The 17515-nt window shown below is 51.2% G+C and carries 14 protein-coding genes; 5 read left to right on the top strand and 9 right to left on the bottom strand.

Annotation, left to right across the window (positions count from 1 at the left end):
- Positions 1-15 precede the first annotated feature (15 nt).
- On the bottom strand, positions 16-1122 hold the full coding sequence (locus tag AB1I67_RS10055) for an alanine racemase (protein WP_367029734.1): 1107 nt from the start codon (positions 1120-1122) through the stop codon (positions 16-18).
- 326 nt (positions 1123-1448) lie between these two features.
- Between AB1I67_RS10055 and AB1I67_RS10050 the strand changes: the two genes are divergently transcribed.
- Positions 1449-2750, top strand: a complete 1302-nt coding sequence (locus AB1I67_RS10050; RefSeq protein WP_367029733.1) for an FAD-dependent oxidoreductase — start codon at positions 1449-1451, stop codon at positions 2748-2750.
- Positions 2751-2758: 8 nt separating this feature from the next.
- Here the strand turns inward: AB1I67_RS10050 and AB1I67_RS10045 are convergent, their stop codons facing one another.
- On the bottom strand, positions 2759-4288 hold the full coding sequence (locus AB1I67_RS10045; RefSeq protein ID WP_367029732.1) for a phage tail tip lysozyme: 1530 nt from the start codon (positions 4286-4288) through the stop codon (positions 2759-2761).
- 129 nt (positions 4289-4417) lie between these two features.
- A complete protein-coding gene (locus AB1I67_RS10040) occupies positions 4418-5251 on the bottom strand; it encodes an ABC transporter permease (RefSeq protein WP_367029731.1) in 834 nt (277 codons plus the stop codon).
- 198 nt (positions 5252-5449) lie between these two features.
- On the opposite strand from AB1I67_RS10040, the gene AB1I67_RS10035 reads away from it, so the two are divergent.
- Together AB1I67_RS10035 and AB1I67_RS10030 are read left to right on the top strand one after the other, a co-directional pair.
- On the top strand, positions 5450-7405 hold the full coding sequence (locus AB1I67_RS10035; RefSeq protein ID WP_367029730.1) for a flavocytochrome c: 1956 nt from the start codon (positions 5450-5452) through the stop codon (positions 7403-7405).
- 158 nt (positions 7406-7563) lie between these two features.
- Positions 7564-8808 (top strand): AraC family transcriptional regulator, encoded by a 1245-nt coding sequence (locus tag AB1I67_RS10030; RefSeq protein ID WP_367029729.1) that lies wholly within the window; start codon positions 7564-7566, stop codon positions 8806-8808.
- Here the strand turns inward: AB1I67_RS10030 and AB1I67_RS10025 are convergent.
- The 5 genes from AB1I67_RS10025 to AB1I67_RS10005 all read right to left on the bottom strand — a co-directional run bounded on the left by AB1I67_RS10025 (position 8805) and on the right by AB1I67_RS10005 (position 14259).
- Complete coding sequence (locus AB1I67_RS10025) at positions 8805-9674, bottom strand: YitT family protein (RefSeq protein ID WP_367029728.1); 870 nt, start codon at positions 9672-9674, stop codon at positions 8805-8807. The genes AB1I67_RS10030 and AB1I67_RS10025 overlap by 4 nt on opposite strands.
- A gap of 346 nt (positions 9675-10020) precedes the next feature.
- Positions 10021-11709: a von Willebrand factor type A domain-containing protein gene (locus AB1I67_RS10020; protein ID WP_367029727.1), complete on the bottom strand. Its 1689-nt coding sequence runs from the start codon at positions 11707-11709 to the stop codon at positions 10021-10023.
- Between the two features lie 2 nt (positions 11710-11711).
- Complete coding sequence (locus AB1I67_RS10015; RefSeq protein WP_367029726.1) at positions 11712-12776, bottom strand: hypothetical protein; 1065 nt, start codon at positions 12774-12776, stop codon at positions 11712-11714.
- A complete protein-coding gene (locus AB1I67_RS10010) occupies positions 12776-13300 on the bottom strand; it encodes a sigma-70 family RNA polymerase sigma factor (protein WP_367029725.1) in 525 nt (174 codons plus the stop codon). Before AB1I67_RS10010 ends, AB1I67_RS10015 begins: the two co-directional genes overlap by 1 nt.
- A 65-nt stretch (positions 13301-13365) precedes the next feature.
- Positions 13366-14259, bottom strand: coding sequence for a CPBP family intramembrane glutamic endopeptidase (locus AB1I67_RS10005; protein WP_367029724.1), 894 nt, complete (start codon positions 14257-14259; stop codon positions 13366-13368).
- 249 nt (positions 14260-14508) lie between these two features.
- On the opposite strand from AB1I67_RS10005, the gene AB1I67_RS10000 reads away from it, so the two are divergent.
- Together AB1I67_RS10000 and AB1I67_RS09995 are read left to right on the top strand one after the other, a co-directional pair.
- Positions 14509-14841, top strand: a complete 333-nt coding sequence (locus tag AB1I67_RS10000; protein ID WP_367029723.1) for a helix-turn-helix transcriptional regulator — start codon at positions 14509-14511, stop codon at positions 14839-14841.
- Complete coding sequence (locus AB1I67_RS09995; protein ID WP_367029722.1) at positions 14834-16285, top strand: permease prefix domain 1-containing protein; 1452 nt, start codon at positions 14834-14836, stop codon at positions 16283-16285. The genes AB1I67_RS10000 and AB1I67_RS09995 overlap by 8 nt, the downstream gene beginning before the upstream one ends.
- Before the next feature lie 113 nt (positions 16286-16398).
- On the opposite strand, the gene AB1I67_RS09990 is transcribed toward AB1I67_RS09995, so the two are convergent.
- Entirely contained in the window at positions 16399-17412 is a 1014-nt protein-coding gene (locus tag AB1I67_RS09990) for a hypothetical protein (protein ID WP_367029721.1), read from the bottom strand.
- Positions 17413-17515: the final 103 nt, after the last annotated feature.

Here is a 17515-nt window from a genome sequence, read left to right as displayed (position 1 = left end):
CCCTCCTTCCTTTTTCTACTGTGTTTTTCCCCTGCAGAGTATCGGCACGGTCCCAACGACCAATCCGTCCGAGATCAGAGCCGCTTCATCGTAAAGATTGACTGTCGGACAAATATGGCTGGGTATGATCCGGACTTTATCCCCCAGGGAAACCCGGTCGTGGAAATCCTTATTTTCTATCAGCCCATGTTCGTCGAACATATTACTGATCACTACATCTTCCTCCCCCAGCACACATCCAAATCCTCCGGTGGCACAGATTCCTTCACTCCTGTTTTGAGGCACCAGCGCCTTCGCCCCTGTATCCAGCACAACCCGGGTATCTGTCGGCTTGCTGATCACGGTTGCCAGAATGGTGGCTGCACATCTGCTGTAATCACCGACCGCCCTGCTCTGCCCCATATCCATGAAAATATAGGTTCCCAGACGCAGTTCTGTGATCCCCTCCAAAAATGCATGGTTCATAATGCTGGGCGTTGCACCAATACTGATGATCTCTGGTTCAACCCCGTGGCTGCGGATCAAGTCTGCCGCCCGTAATGTGCGGTGATAGCTCTCCTCTGCAAGATGTCTGCAGGCTCCAGCATCCGGTGCTTTATAGGTATGGCCCTCATGGGAAAATATCCCTTTTAATATGACATGTTCTTTTTTCTTAATGTGTTCTACAAGTTCCGTCAAATGGCTGTCTGTAATGACCCCGCTCCTGTTTTCTCCCACCTCCAGTTCGATCAGGACTTCTAACGGTTTTTCCGCTCCGGAAAAAACCTCCTCGATCTGGTCAATCTGGAAAGGGCTGTCCACACCGCATCGAATGGTTATCTTCTCATGAAGCCTTAAAAGCCTCTCATATTTCTGAATCCCCACAATCTCATTGGCAATAAATATATCTCCGATCCCATTCTCAGCCATAACCTCCGCTTCTCCGATCTTCGCGACCGCGATCCCGCAGGCGCCTGCCTCCATCTGCAGCTTCGCAAAATAAGGCATTTTATGGGTTTTTGTATGTGGACGTAATGTTACCCCCAGTTCATCCGCCAGCTTCTGCATTTCCAAAATATTCTTCCTGGCCTGCTCTATATCAATCAGCAGCGAAGGTGTATCCAACTTCTCAAAATGTATCATTGTGAAATCCTCCCCTCCGGAACACTGCCTGCCATTGGAAATGGCGTCCTTACCACCAATATTGGCAGATATTCATCTTAATTATTTTTATAAATTTATATATTTTTTTATAATACAATCATATACGGTACTACTTCAAATGTCAATACACGATTTTTATTTTTTTATATATTTATATATTTTTTTATAAAAGCAAAAAGAGTCCCCAATGGAACTCTCCTGATAATATCTCTGTCTGATCCGGAATATTTCTCCCCAAATATCCGCACACTAAAGACAACCGCATTTACAATACCTGAAAAACTAAAAAGAATGGTCGTGATAATATGATTTCCAAATGGTCTGATTCTGTTACATTACCCCGTTTCCCACACCTGGAAAAAGACGTCCGCACAGATGTGCTGATCATCGGCGGAGGGCTGGCAGGAATCCTCTGCGCCTATATGTTAAAGGATGCCGGTGTCAACTACATCCTGGCGGAAGCAAAAACCATAGGCAGCGGCATCACCAAAAATACCACCGCAAAGATCACCTCCCAGCACGGGCTGATCTACCATAAACTTGCAAAAAGCGCAGGCGCACAGAACGCTGCCCTCTATCTGCGTGCCAATCAGGAAGCCGTAGCCGTCTACAAAAAACTGTGTGGGGATTATCCCTGCGATTTTAAGGAGATGGACTCCTATGTCTACTCCACAACAGGAAACGAAGCACTGGAAAAAGAGGTCCAAACACTTCTTAAACTGGGGTTTCCTGCTGAACTGGTCCGGGATATCCCACTGCCGTTTCCGGTCACCGGCGCAGTCCGCTTTCCAGGGCAGGCCCAGTTCCATCCATTAAAGTTTCTGGGAGGGATTGCAGAGGATCTGAATATTTATGAAAATACCATGATAAAAGACGTCGCGCCGCACAGGGCGGTCACCGACTACGGTGATATTACCGCGGACAAGATCATTGTAGCCACCCACTTTCCGTTTATCAACCGGCATGGCAGCTACTTTTTAAAAATGTACCAGCAGCGCTCCTATGTGCTTGCGCTGGAACACGCCGCAGATGTGAACGGTATGTACGTGGACGCGGCGTCAGGCGGCCTGTCGTTTCGTAACTGCGGCGGACTGCTGCTCTTTGGCGGCGGAGGACACCGTACCGGCAAAACAGGCGGCGGCTGGGATGAGCTGCGAAAACTTGCGGGCGAATACTATCCCAACGCAAAGGAGCTGTACCACTGGGCCGCCCAGGACTGCATGACCTTAGACAGCGTTCCTTATGTCGGACAGTATTCCAAAAATACTCCCGGCCTCTATGTGGCTACCGGCTTCAACAAATGGGGGATGACCGGGTCCATGGTCTCTGCACGGCTTCTGACCAGCCTGGTCATGGGAGATACGCCCGCCTACAGCTCCGTCTTTTCCCCATCCCGGAGCATGTTAAAGCCCCAGCTTGCCGCAAACGCCATCCAGGCGACCGCAAACATACTGACCCCCACAGTACCCCGCTGCCCACATATGGGCTGTGCACTAAAATGGAACCCGCAGGAGCATTCCTGGGACTGCCCGTGCCACGGTTCCCGTTTTGCTGAAGATGGCGGGCTGATTGACAATCCTTCCCTCCACAGCCTGAAACGCCGATAACACGCAGGCTATTGGCCTTCCTGCGTTCCAGAGGATAACGGCTCATCCTGCCCGGCAACCGCATCCGACCCTGTGGCGGTCCCGCCTGCCACTATGACCGGGGCAGTCTCCGCATACGTCTCCCCTTCCTGCGGTATGATATGCCCCTTGTCATCCAACTGGTAGCTGCGGCCCTCCTGATCTGTGATCCACCTGCCGCTCTCCATATAACCGTCCGGTCCGAAATAATACCACTCGCCGTCAATCTTCTTCCATTCATCCTTCGCATAACCGCCGCCGGGATATCGGTACCACCAGCCTCCCGCATCGTAGATCCAGCCCAGGGTCGGATTGCCATATTCATCCGTCAGCGGCGTATATTCCAGTTTTGCAGCCTCTGATCCCTGCTCTCCTTCCAGGCTGCCGTCCTCCAGGTAAAGCGGCTCCTCATAAACATAAGCCTCCGTCAGATAATCCACGCCATTGACGTAATGCTCATAGTATGCCATTGCATATGGGATCCGCACCGTACCCAGCCGGGCTTTGGCCTTGTTTGGACGCTCCCAGTTATTGCACCATGCGATCGCCGCCTCCGCCGGTGAAGAAAAATCAGTTTTCATATAGGTCCTTACATAAGCCCCCTCCACCGGTTCCACCGTCAGATAGTCCAACTGCATATACAGATCATTGACCGGCTTATCCAGGCCTTTTGCATAGGCCTCCAGGCCTGTCCGCCTCTCAAAGCTCCACTGCCCCAGTCCAAAACCAATCCCGTTGCTCTCCACCAGGCTCGGGCTCAGATGGCTTTCCTGCTGGAAATTCCCAAGCATTCCCGCTATGGCCGTATCCGTCCAGCCTTTCTTCTTTAAATATGTCCAGATAAGATCTGCCGCTCCGGTATTCAGCCTTAAGTTTTTGTCGGAATACCGGAAGCCCTCATACCCGCTGTAACCGTCGTCTATGATATGCCCATTCTCATCCATGAGATAACCGTCCGGTGTGATGTCATTCTTCATCACAAGGCCGCCCTCATCCACATAGACCCAGTCTTCACCGTCCATCACCCAGTCGGAGGAATAAACCACGCCGTCCTCATTGGCATAATACTCCCGGTCTCCTGCATAAAAACGCCCCCGGTCGCAGGCCCCTCCCTCTCCAACATGATAAATCAACCCCTTGTAAACAAGAAAAGAATCCTTCACCAGCACGCCGTTCTCGCCCAGATAATAATCGCCGACCCATCGGTCCGTGACTGCGCGCCCACGGTCATAATAGACCTGCACACCAAAACGGACCGCCCAGCCGGTGCGCGGCTGCCCGCCCTGCGCGGCTGCGCTACCGTCCAGGGGCCTTAAAGAGGAGGGCGCCCCTGTCTGGTCCTCCCCGGTCCCCGCTTCTGCTCCTCTTACCGCCTCAGAGCTGCCCGCCTGCATTTCAACAGCAGCAGCAGCGGCCACTCCTTCCTGCTGCATATCAGCCAGGAAACAGAACGCGGACATGACAATGGCAGCAGCGACAGACAGCCAGACTTTTTTTGATCTTATTATTTTCCAATCCATAGATGTTTCTCCCATCGTGTACTATGGGATATTTTACCACATCTCTTTCATTTTGGCTTCCTATATTCTGTCGCCCAGCCATTCCTGAATTGCGCAGGCAAGTTGCCCGCCATGTAGTGACACGCCTGTTTAATTCCCTAAATGCGATCCCAACCGTTTCTCCACCAGGGCGATCACCTGGTACAGCGCAGCAGACAGGATACACAGGATGACGATGCTCATCATGACCATATCCAGCTTAAACACCTGCGACCCATAAATGATCAAATACCCCAGCCCCTTCTGCGCAGCCAGAAATTCCCCAATGATGACCCCCACCAGGCAAAGCCCGATATTGACCTTCATATTGCTGATAATGAGCGGTAGCGATCCTGGCAGCAGTACCTTGGTCAGCACATCCTTATTTTTACCGCCCAGCGAATAGATCAGCTTGATCTTATCCGGATCCATATTGATAAACCCATTATGCAACGTAAGTATAGATCCGAAAACTGCCACAGACACCGCCGCCACCACAATGGTATGCACATGGTTCCCCAGCCAGACGATCAGGATCGGGGCCAGGGCCGACTTGGGCAGGCTGTTTAACATGACCAGATAGGGTTCTAATATCTCCGAAGCGCTGCGGCTGGACCATAAAAGCACAGCCATGGCTACCCCGATCACCACCACCAGAAAGAAGCTGATAAGCGTCTCAAACAAAGTGATACCGATATGCCCGAAGATACTGCCGTCCAGCACCATATCCCGGAAACAGAAGAAAACTCTGGACGGAGAGCTGAAGATGAAATCATCGATGATCCCCAGTCTTGCACAGAGTTCCCAGATCGCAAGCAGCAGTACCAGCAGCATGACGCGGCAGGTCGCTACCCTTTTCTTATGCAGTCGTTCTCTTTCAATATATTCCTCCTGAAGCCTGGTAGAGGGCATCTGAGTGCTCGGTTCCATAGCGTTCCTCCTCATACAGCAGAATGCTGCTTTACTGATACCTTTACTATATGCAAATCAGGCGGGGAACGTCCCGCCAATGACGGGAAACTGCCCTGCAAACAGAAATGTTAAAAAAAGCCCCCTTATGTTAATCCCCTCACCTTTCGACAAATAATTATCAATGTTATACTGATTTCATTAGACACTTTGTCAAAGGAGGAGAAACATACTATGAAAAAACGATTCCTGGCCTTATTGTTAGGGGCATCCATGCTGGCTTCCATGACCGGATGCACTCAAAGCCAGCCGACTGCAAACCAGACGACCGCGGATGCGGTCCAGACCGGCGACGAGCAGCCAGGCGCCGCCGCAGGTTTATTTAAGCCCGGTACCTACCAGGCCGAAGCCAACGGCATGAACGGCCCGGTCAAGGTAGAAGTCACTGTGGATGCAGAAAGCATCCTGTCCGTAAAGATCCTGGACCATGCTGAGACCAAAGGTATTTCTGATCCGGCCATCGAGCGTATGCCGCAGGCGATTGTTGACGGCCAGAGCATCGCCGTTGATACGGTTTCCGGAGCCACCATAACAAGCGGTGCCATCCTGGCTGCGGTAAAGACCGCGCTTTTAGATGCCGGCGCCGCCGAGGATGCGATCAGTAAAGCGGTTGAAAAGAAAACCCAGGCTTCCGGGACCATAGAACGCACTGCGGACGTGGTCATCATCGGTTCCGGCGGCGCGGGGATGAGCGCTGCTTTAGAAGCCATCAAAGCCGGCGGCAACGTGATCGTCATCGAAAAAATGGCTTCCGCCGGAGGCAACACGATCCTTGCCGGAAGCGCCATGAACGCAGCTGATCCGGAGCAGCAAAAAAAACAGGAAATGACCTCTGCCCAGTTAGATACCATCGACAGCCTGCTGGAGCTTCCTGCTAAAAATGATCACATGAAGGCATGGCAGGATGCGATCCGCAGTGATATCGAAACATACCGGGCTGAAAATGATACCTGCCTCTACGATTCGCCGGCGCTCCACAAGCTTCAAACCTACGTGGACGGCGATTATGTTGCTAATCCGGAGCTGGTTGAGGTTTTCGGCGACAACGCTCTTGAAGGAATCCACTGGCTGACAGAGCTGGGGACCGAGTGGTCCGACACGATCACGGCAGCCGTAGGGGCCACCTGGACGCGGTCCCATACCCCGCTGCAGACCTTCGGGTCCAAGGGCGCGGGATTTGTTCTTCCGCAGCTTCAGGAGGTAGAGAAACTGGGCGGCGAGATCCTTCTGGAGCATACGGCTCAGGAACTGCTCACCGAAAACGGGCGTGTCGTCGGAGTAAAAGGCGTCACTGCCGACGGCTCCGAGTTTATTTTCAAGGCTGAAAAAGGCGTGATCCTGGCAACCGGCGGTTTCAGCGCCAACGTGGAAATGCGGGAAAAATACAATACCCACTGGGCAACCCTGGACGAATCCATCCCCACCAGCAACGGTCCCCAGGCAACCGGCGACGGGATCATCATGGCAGAAGCCATCGGCGCCAACCTGGTAGGAATGGAATGGATCCAGATGCTTCCCACCACAATGAAGAGCTTTACCCCTGCCATTGACAGCACGATCCTGGTCAATAAAGAGGGCAAACGCTTCGTCAAAGAGGACGGACGCCGCGACGAGATCTCCAAGGCCACCCTGGAGCAGCCGGAAACCAAATACTGGCGGATCGTAGACGCCCATGTGACGGAAGATATGTTAAACGGAGTTGCCTATACCGGGGAAGTGATTGACGAAATGGTGGACAACAAAGGGGTATTTAAGGCTGACTCCCTGGCGGAGCTGGCAGACATGATCGGCGTCCCGGCGGATGAGCTTCAGAATACCGTCGATGAGTTTAACGGATTTGTGGAAAGCAACGGAAAGGGAGATCCCACCGGCAGAACGCTGTTTGACCAGAAGATAGACAAAGCGCCATACTATGCCCTTGTAGGGCTGACGAAGGTCCATCACACCATGGGCGGAGTGGAGATCAATGCAGACACCCAGGTCATCGATAAAGATGGAAATGTGATCGAAGGACTGTTTGCAGCCGGTGAGGTGACCGGAGGAATCCACGGTTCCAACCGGCTGGGCGGAAACGCCATCTCCGACGCGATCGTCTTTGGACGGCTTGCCGGGATCAATGTTATGAAATAAACTTTTTTATCAGTCAAAAACAACATACTTAAACCGGCGCTGTCTCTAAGTTATTTTCAGGCTATTCCTTAGAAGACAGGCGCCGGTTGATTTTATCCTGTTTTTTTGCTAGTATGGAAACACCCGTAAACACAGGCTGCATATGGAGAACCTATAAAATGGAAAAGTATGGACCTTTTTACTATTACGAGGTTGACAGCGACCACTATTTTAAAATAGCGCACTTAAATGAACTGCTCATAGGCCAGGACAAAGCACAGATCCAGGGGATATGGGCAAGCCACGCTAAAACGCTTCCGGTACAGCTGGACAATCTTTATCTATGCATCGGCGGACTGCCCCGCGCCATATACCGGACCTTCTATGGATGCAATGCAAGCCGCTACATGAATATCATAAATGCCGTAAAGCAGGAGATGGCCTCTATCCTGCATAAGCACCGGTGTCATGGAGAGCTCTTTCTGTTCAACTATGGGCAAAAACAGATAGTGCTCCTCTACTCTCCATCTGGAGGCGATACACCTGATCACCATGAAATCGCCAGGCAGTTCAGCGGACAGATCCTTGCAGCCTATAAAAAGCAGCTCTATGAAGATCAGGAACAGCTCCAGCCCTTTACTGTTTATTCAGAGAAGATCACGGATTTCGAGGATATTTCCAGAACCTATGACCGCATGCTGCAGATACATGCCCTGAATTTTTTTGTCAATGAACCGTGGGTGATCTCTGTGGATGATCCCCGTTTTCATCAGAATCCGGTCCCTTATAATGATCTGCTGCTGATCCTGGACCTGTTAAAGCATGCAGTCATGGACCGGGATGAGAGCCAGGCCGGACTCTGCATCCGTCAGTTATTTGACAAGATCCGCCTTTCCCTGAATCAGGATTACCTGCAGGATATCCTGCATGAGATCAAAAGCCTGATGTTCAAAGTCGCCAAAACCTATCAGTGCAGTGAGGCTGGAATCCGCAGCAGCTGCCAGCTTGAGAAGTCCCCCACCCTTCACGCCCTGGCTGACGCCCTGTGCAGCCAGATGGAACGCCTGCTCCTGGAAGCAAAAAAACATCCCAGATTAAATCCCCTGACCCAGAAGGTCATCGGCTACATCCAGATCCATTATCGGGAAGACATTACGCTTCCGCTGCTGGCAAAAAAAGTCCACGTGGCGCCAAACTACCTCAGCCGGGTATTCAATCAGGATATGGGCATGAGCATTCCCGTCTACACAAACCATGTCCGGATTGAAAATGCCGCCCGGCTGCTTCAGGACGACGGACTGCGGATTTCAGATGTGGCCTTCCAGGCAGGATTCTCGGATCCCCATCACTTTACCCGCATTTTTAAAAAGAAATACGGCATGACACCTACCGCCTATCGTGAATCCTTCCACAAAAACGTCTAGTTGGTCAAAAAACCCTTCCCAATGATCTCACTGGAGTTGGAGATCAGGATAAATGCCTCCGGCTCCACTCTCTTGATATAATTGCGCAGCTTTACCGCCTGGCTGCGCTTCATGGTCGTCATGATGACCGTCTTGCTGTGATGGGAAAATGCTCCCTTCGCCTCATATACGGTCGCGCTCCGGTGCAGCCCGTTGATAATAAAATCACAGATCGGATCCGGGTCGTCACAGATGATATTGAAGCATTTGCACATGTTGATGTTCTCGATCACACCGTCGATCACCAGGGATTTTACCATAAGGCCCAGGGAAGAATAAAGCCCCGTGGTCACCCCGAATACAAAAAACGCCATCGCCACCGGCAGTATATCCACAAACAACAGTGCCGTTCCAATATTCATGCTGGTGTGCTTTTTCAAGATCATGGCGATGATATCCGTCCCTCCGCTGGAAGCGCCGATATTAAACAGGATCGCAGATCCTATAGCCGGAAGAAAGATTGCAAAAACCAGCTCCAGCATCGGCTCCGTGGTCAGCGGAACCGGCATCGGGCAGATCCGCTCCAGCGCCGACAGTCCAAAGGACATGAGCATGCTGGCATAAACCGTCTTGATCCCAACATCCTTCCCCAAAAACAGAAAGCCCAGCACCAGCAAACCATTGCTCACAATAAACGTAAAATCACCGGCTGACCACCGGGTTAACTGGCTGACCACCGTTGAAAAACCGGTCACGCCTCCAAACGCAAAATTGTTCGGGAATTTGAAAAAATAAATTCCCACCACCATGATCAAAATGCTGACCGTGATCAGCCCATACTCCGCAGCCTTTCGCAAAGCCGGATTCTCTATCTGCCGTGTAGCCATTATCGTTCCCCTTAAAGGCACAGAAAAAGCACAAACTGCGGGGTCCTTCCCGGCCGTCTGTGTAGATTTCGTAACGCCTTTGTTACTCCTCTTTTACTATTGTATTTTGTCCGGCCAGCTTTTGTCCCGACATAGCTGTTAAAAAAAACTGACCGGCAGGAATCGCTCCCGCCAGTCAGAATATACCTCTTTCCATATAAAAACACAAACACTATTATAGTTGGTCGCCTTACAGTCAGAATACTGTACACGCTCAGCCTGCCCACATGATCCGCATACCCGGCTCACTCCCCTGGTTCACGCTGCTGATATACTCACCGGATTCACTCTCCTGGTTCACGTCCCCTCACCGGTACCGCTTTTCTGCCATCTGCACCAGCTCTAAAAATTCCTTTCTGTAGCTGTCCGAATCCGCGTGGACACACGGTTCTGCCAGGGCCATCACGCTGTCAAAGGTGGCATTTCCCCGGTTCTCACTGTCTCTGAGTACCATGCCGAACTCTGCTACCGCAGAGGCAAAGGCCAGGTTCTCAGACATGGTTTGCGCATAGCTGTCCGCCTCCACCGGATGACTGATCAGCCTGCTCTTGTCACCGTTTGGCGCTTTGTACCGCAGGCTGACTGTCAGAAGCTCACTGCTGCCCGCGGTCTCCCCGGACGTCTGGTATTTAAGCTGTGTGCTCTGTGCTCCCGCTCCTTTTGCCGGTACGATCTCATACAGGGCGGTCATCGTATGCCCGGAGCCGATCTCCCCCGCGTCCACCTTGTCATTGTTAAAATCCTCCTGGTTCAGGAGCCGGTTTTCATAACCCACCAGCCGGTAACCCGCCACCTTCTCAGGATTGAACTCCACCTGGATCTTGACGTCCTTCGCAACGGTGATCAGGGTTCCGCCCATCTCATCCACCAACACCTTCTTTGCCTCAAAAACGCTGTCGATATAATTATAATTGCCGTCGCCGTTGTCCGCCAGGGCTTCCATCTTGTTATCCTTTAAATTGCCGGTGCCCACGCCAATGACAGACAAATGCACCCCGCTTTTCTTTTTTTCTTTGATCAGCCGGGTCAGCTCTCCCTCACTGGTGAGCCCCACATTCAGATCCCCATCCGTAGCCAGGATCACCCGGTTGTTCCCTCCCGGTATAAAATATTCCTGTGCCAGCTCATATGCCTTCTGGATGCCTGCCGCTCCGGCAGTGGAACCGCCTGCCTCCAGACTCTCCAGCGCGTCAATGATCACCGGGGTCTCACTGCCCCGGACTCCATTTAAGACCACCGATTCATAGCCCGCATAGGTCACAATGGAAACCCGGTCCTTTTCCGTCAGATTTTCCGCCAGCATGGAAAATGCCTTCTGCACCAGCGGCAGTTTATCGTCCGAATACATGGATCCGGACACATCCAGCAGGAAAACGAAATTAAAGGCCGGACGATTGTCAAAATCGATCTCTTTGGCCTGCAGCCCGATCATCAAAAGACGGTTTTCCGGATTCCACGGGCATTCTGAATACTCGGTCGTGACGGAGAACGGGTCGTCACTCTCCGGCTCCGGATAATCATAGTCAAAATAATTGATCATTTCTTCAATCCGGACCGCGTCCGCCGGGATGTTTTCCCCATTGCGGATCATACGGCGGACGTTACTGTAGGCAGCCGTATCCACATCGATGGAAAACGTGGACAATGGTTCCTCCATCACATTTTTATATCCGTTTTCGGAAATATAGCTGTACTCCTCTGTGTTAAAATCCTCATTTTTGTAAGCTTCCTGGTATTTCATGGACAGGGAAGGATTCCCCCTCCGGCCAGTCCCCTCCGGGTCCGCTTCCCAGGTCTCCGAAGCGCCTTCCATGGGCCAGGCTTCATCCGCAGCAGCTCCGGCCGCCGCCGCCGCTGTTGTGGCAGCTGCCATGGTTGGCGATGCCGCCCTGGTCCCTTCCGCCACATGCGAGGGAGCGCCTGCACATCCGCAAAGCAGAGCTGCCGCTGTCAAAAAACAGGTCCCTTTGTAAATCCGGTTATTTTTTCTTTTCATAATTACTTCCTCCCTTGCGCCTCGCGCTCAACAAGTGAAATCAGGTCGGAAAGGAAATTGTCATCATCTCTTAAAAGCATCCGGTCATAGTAATAATCGCTTTCGCCCTCCTGGCTGCCGATCACCACGGACGCCTCGCTGCTTACAAGGCTTGCATAGCCGGAATGGAACAGATAAGCCCCATCCCCGGTCACCTGGATCTGCGGGGCAAAGGGGTATAAAAGCTCCCACACGCCGTCCTTATTCTCCAGCGGCAGCAGATAAGTGCCGCCCTTCTGGAGCTGGTACAGGATGTACGCCTCATCCCCCTGCGTCTTTACGATCGGGCTTTTTACCGTAAGGTTCTCCATGCCGGTGGTATAATCCTCCGAATAATACACCCGGTCCAGGCTGATCTCATAGACCACCTTCACTGCCCTTCCGGCCTCATCCCGCTCCAGGTCCACATCCGTCACTGTGCCGCCGCACAATAGTCCGGTATCACCCAGGATCGCCTCCGAGAAATACGAGGAGTCCTCCGGCACAGTCACGGCCTCATCCGGTACAGTAAGAGGCTGGTATGCCGCCAGCTCCAGATCCGCATAGGAGAGCACGCCGTCTGCGCTGCCTGCAAAAAATCCATTCTCCGCAAATGCTTTGCTGCCTGCGCCGGCGGCTATCTCATCCGCTGCACCTGCTTCTTCCTGCTCAGGGAGCATCGGTGCAGCTTCTGCCGCTGCCATGGTCTCCTGCATCATCATCTCGGGTGCCATGCTTTTATTGCCCGCCTGACGATTGGCAAAAACCGACACAACCACCAATGCTGCCGCCGCTGCCACTCCGTAAGCCGGTCTCCACGCCGGGATCCGCCGCAGGGTCTTTCCCCGCCTTCCATACTCCACATGTTCTGCCGCCTTTGTCACGGTCATCGGCTCTGCTGATCCAGTCTGCCCTTTTTCCTGCGTCTGCACTGCCTTCGCTTCCCGCTCCGGGTGCTCTGCCAGATTCATCTCGATCCTGCTCCAAAGGTCCGGTGCAGCCTGCTGCTTTAATTTTTTATATTCCTGCTCTAACATTTTCTCGTCCATTAAAGCTGCACCTCCTTTAACTTCTGGATCGCCGTCCGGTAACACCAGGCTACGGTGCCCTGCGGCTTTTTCAAAAGACCTGCGATCTCTTTGAACGTCAGCTCGCCCATGATCTTTAGATTGACAATTTCCCTTTCTTCCTCCTTCAGTGTCTTTAATGCCTGCTCAAGGCTGAGCTTATGACAGAGACGGTCCTCCGGGAAGTCCTCGCCCGCCTGCAGATAATCCGGAATTTCCGCAGTCAGGTCCTCTTTCCTGCGCTTTCGCAGATGATCAATAGCCATGTTCCGGGCTATGGTCAAAAGCCATGCCCGGTGCCCGTTTCCGGGACGGTAACCGGGTGCGATATCCCACAGCCGGATGAAAAACTCCGAAGCCACATCCTCCGCATCCTCCCGGTTTTGCACAAGCTCCAGAACTACAGAATAGATCAGGGGGCAGTAATCTTCATAGATGTTCTTAAGCCCCTCCCTGTCGTTTCTGCAGATCCGGCCGATGTTGTCCTCAAACTGCCGGTCATTCATACTCTTATCCTCTCTGTCTGTTCAGCCTTGTATTAACGATACGTTTCTGCAAGGCAGATTTATGGTTATTCTGGAAAATTCTTTTTTGCTTTTGGGGTTCGCTTCATTTCCCCGCCCTTTTTGTCATACCCTGAATGCATCCCACAACGCAGGCCCTTACCTGGCAGGCGAACTGTGCGCGATAAAGGATAGACCAAAACGGCAGCCACTGAAAGAAGGATCAATGCAGCATTGGCCGCAGCCGTTCCCGCCCAGGTCATAGTCGCTGTGCTGAATATGGGAGCCATTGCATTGAACATAGTATGAAAAAGCACAAATACAAACACATAGCCTTTTCCTGATATTTTGTAGACTGCCCCTCTGAAAAAGCTGATTGCCATTACCTGGACCTGAAACATCCAAAAATGAATGGATCCCTCATAATGACCTGTTCCGGGGATAAAGAAAAGAGGTATGTGCCAAAAGATCCAGATTACTCCAGCAAACAAAGATGCTAAAACAAAACCATATTTTTTGTCCAGCTCTGGCTGCAGCACATACATCCATCCCGCTTCCTCCATACCGCCGATCATCAGCCCTCCCGGCAGAAAGAGAAAGAACGTATAAAATGGAAGCGTCATCTCCGCGCGATCAGATACAGCCATATGCATACCAAAATACAGCGCAAGGCCTGCTGTTACGATCAGGTAAACAGAGACATTGTTTTTTACATAAAAAACGGTTTTGAGCCATTCTTTCATACCTGTTACCCTGCTATTCTTCTTCAAAACAAAATATGAAGCAATCGCAGGTAATAAAATATAAATGGAAAAAGGGACATTTATAAGGAACTGTTGAAATGTACTGACCCAACCGAAAACTGAATAGCCAAACTTCCCTGCAATAACCAGGATACCTGCCACACTATAGGCAATGAGAAATGTAAGCGTCGTAAACTGTATGCTGATTTTCTTATCCATTCCATTTCCCCCCTTATTCCCCCATTCTACCATAACCATCCCATTCCGTCCATCCTGCCCTTGTACTGCGTATAAGCAATATAAGTCCTGCAATAGAAGAGCAATAGAAAATACAATAAAATGCCAATATTGACATAATTCTTGACATGCATAGATAATCTAAGTATAATAATCACATACCTTGATTATCTATGTATAGAAATCCTGTATGATGATAGATCAATCGACAATCAAAAAGGAGGGTCTTTTATGGACAAACGTTATATGGCGCTTGGCACATCCATGCTGGTGCTGAAGCTTCTGGAACAGGAACCCATGTACGGCTATCAGATCATTAGAGAGCTGGAACAGAGAAGTCAAAATGTATTCCGGCTTAAAGAGGGCACGCTCTATCCGATCCTTCACACCTTAGAACAGCAGGGTGCGGTGACCTGTTTCCAGAAGGCCGCTGAAAGCGGGCGCATCCGCAAGTATTATTCGATCACTGCAAACGGGAAAAAGCTGTTGGCGGAAAAATCCGAAGAGTGGGACGTGTATCAATCCGCAGTCAACCAGGTGTTGGGAGGTGTGTTGTTTGGATAAGCATTTAGACGAAAACAATATGTCACATTTTCTGGACCAGGTGACAGAACAGATTTCCTACAAACCGCTGCGCCCCTCCATCCGTCAGGAGTTAGAGGACCATTTAGAAGATCGGATCCAGGATTACGAGGAGTGTGGGATTTTACATCATGACGCGGAGCGGAAGGCCCTTGATGATATGGGAGACGCCGTTATGATCGGAACAGAGTTAAACGCGGCCCATCAGCTTCGGAAGGCTCCGGCGCTGGCAGTGGCCTACCTCCTGCTGCTCCTGACCGGGTTTGCCGCTGCTGCCTATATGCAGTGGTCGCCGGAACAGAACGCCAACGGGTATCTTTACTACCTGCCGGGCATGGCCCTGTTACTCTTTACCAGCCTAGCCGGTTTTCCGCTGTTTGTCCGTCACTGGAAAAAGCTGGCGGCGCTTACCGCGCTTTTGTACCTGACCCTGATCGTCTTATCCCTGTATCTGTCAATTGGCAGGAACATTCCCCCGGCTGTTTTCAGTCTGACCGGACTGGCCTACTTTGCCACCCTGAGTCTGGGGCCTGTAGTTGCTATATCCATCTACAGGAACAGCCATCATTTAAAACTGGCATTGCTGACTGTCATATGTTTCATAATCGGTTGGGTCGTCCTGACCCGGAGCATGTATTTTGCTAACAATACCGCCACCGCCATCCTGCTCCTGACAGCATTTGGCACCGTCTGCTTTATGATCTACAGAGGGATCCTTCCTGGGAGAAAGCTGTGGCTCTACGGTGGCTCCCTGATCTGCTTAACGGTTCTGGGCAGCTCGATCTGGGCTTTCCCGTCCGGCAGATACGATATCCAGGCATTTCTCACGCCCCAGTCCGCAATCCAGGACACCTGGGACGATGCCTACAATGGGGTTCTGATCCAGGAGCTGCTGGAACGGACGCCTCTGACCCATGGCCTCGAACTGACACCGGAGGAAATGCTTGATTATGGACGCGGCTCCTGGTATTTCACTAAGAAAGATTCCAACCTCTGGCGTTACGATTTTTTTCAGTTTTATGATGAAACGAATATAACCCTGTGGAATATCCTCCCTCAGCACTATCACAACAACTACCTGATCGCCGTGTGCATTTTCCTGTTCGGCTGGCTGCCGGGACTGGCGATGGTAGGGGGACTCCTGCTGTTTTACTGGCTTTTATTTTCCTGTATCAGAAAGATCCACGGAAAACTGGCATCCTCCGTTGCCTTTAGCTGCGGCCTGTGCCTGCTCTGGCAAGCCATATTCTACGTGCTCGGCAATTTCGGTTATCAGTTTTCCAGGTTTCCCAACCTGCCGCTGGTCTCCGAAGGGCGATTAAGCATCCTCTTTAATATGCTGCTTTTGGGCCTGGTATTTTCCGCATACCGGTTCGACTGCGTCGTGGAAGAGCCGGAGAACTTTAAAGCATCTTCCGCCGGATAAGATGCGTTTCCCGGCTGGCAGGGACTTGCCGGATCATTATATCTAAAAAGATCCCGTGCCGGGTTTTCACACTCGGCACAAGATCTTTTATAATTAATAGTAAATATCCCTGTCTATTCCTGATCCCGCTCATCCTCCGCGAACCGGTCAAAATACCCCTCAGCCTTTTCTCTGGATAAAGAAAACCGCTTTTCCAGCTTCTCCAGGATCCGCGTCTTCTCAACATGATCCTCCAGATGATCAAGGATAAAAGCCTGTATCCCCTGCTCGAGGCCCTGCTCCAAGCCCTGCTCCAAGCCCTGCTCCAAACCTCGCTTCTCTGCCCGCTCAGCAACTCCCTCACTTAGATTGCACACGACACGCACCTCCTTCTCTAACTTGCTGCTCATCGGTATCTGAAACTCCTGTTCCAATATCTGTTTTTTCGTTTCCGCCGACTTCTCGTCGGACAGAAGCACGCTCAAAAGCTTAATGATGCCGTCATAGTTCGCCTCGTCTTCTGTGCCGAGGCAGATCATAATAACCGACATGACATCATAATTTTCCGGTATATCTTCCGTCTCACCCACCAGGTCCTTCCTTGACACATAATACTGGGTGATGGTATTCCGCGCTTTCCTGGCTGGATTTAAACAGATCCAGATGGAATAAACTTTCTTAATCTCGTCGTAATGCGGCTCTTTAAATTCCGTATTGTACTGGGCGGAAATCATCCGGCAGCAATAGAACAGACCTCTCTTGGAAATCGCATAGCCGGGATAAAAATCCTTCTGCGCCTCTACATTTATAAAAATCTTGATACGGCGCCTTCCCCGCGGGTAAAAGCTGTGGAACCGGATATCATAGGTAATCTTTCCCTCCCCATGAACGGTGTCCTCATTATTCATCCCTGAAATCTTTGCATTGCTCTCACCGGGATTCACCAGGATCTTCGATACCTGGGGCATTCCTTCTATATACTTCCCGGCAATATCCCTGACGCTGCACTGCGCATATTCTTTCACCGTGGATCTTAAAATCCAGGCTAATATCTCCTTATTACTGAGCAATGTCTTACAGGCCTCATCATATCTGGCATGCATCTCCGTTACATCGATGTTGTCAGCAATGGATGTCTGTTTTCCCATCCTTCTCCCCCTTATTATACGATAATCAGAACTATAAGTAAACTGAGTAAAACTTAATACCCGGATTTTCTTTGTGGAGACCACAAATGAATAACACTAATGA

This window comes from Clostridium sp. AN503, from assembly GCF_040719375.1.
Taxonomy (GTDB): Bacteria; Bacillota; Clostridia; order Lachnospirales; family Lachnospiraceae; genus Brotaphodocola.
Note: the sequence above shows the minus strand (reverse complement) of the source record. Positions and strands in the feature narration are given on the sequence as shown.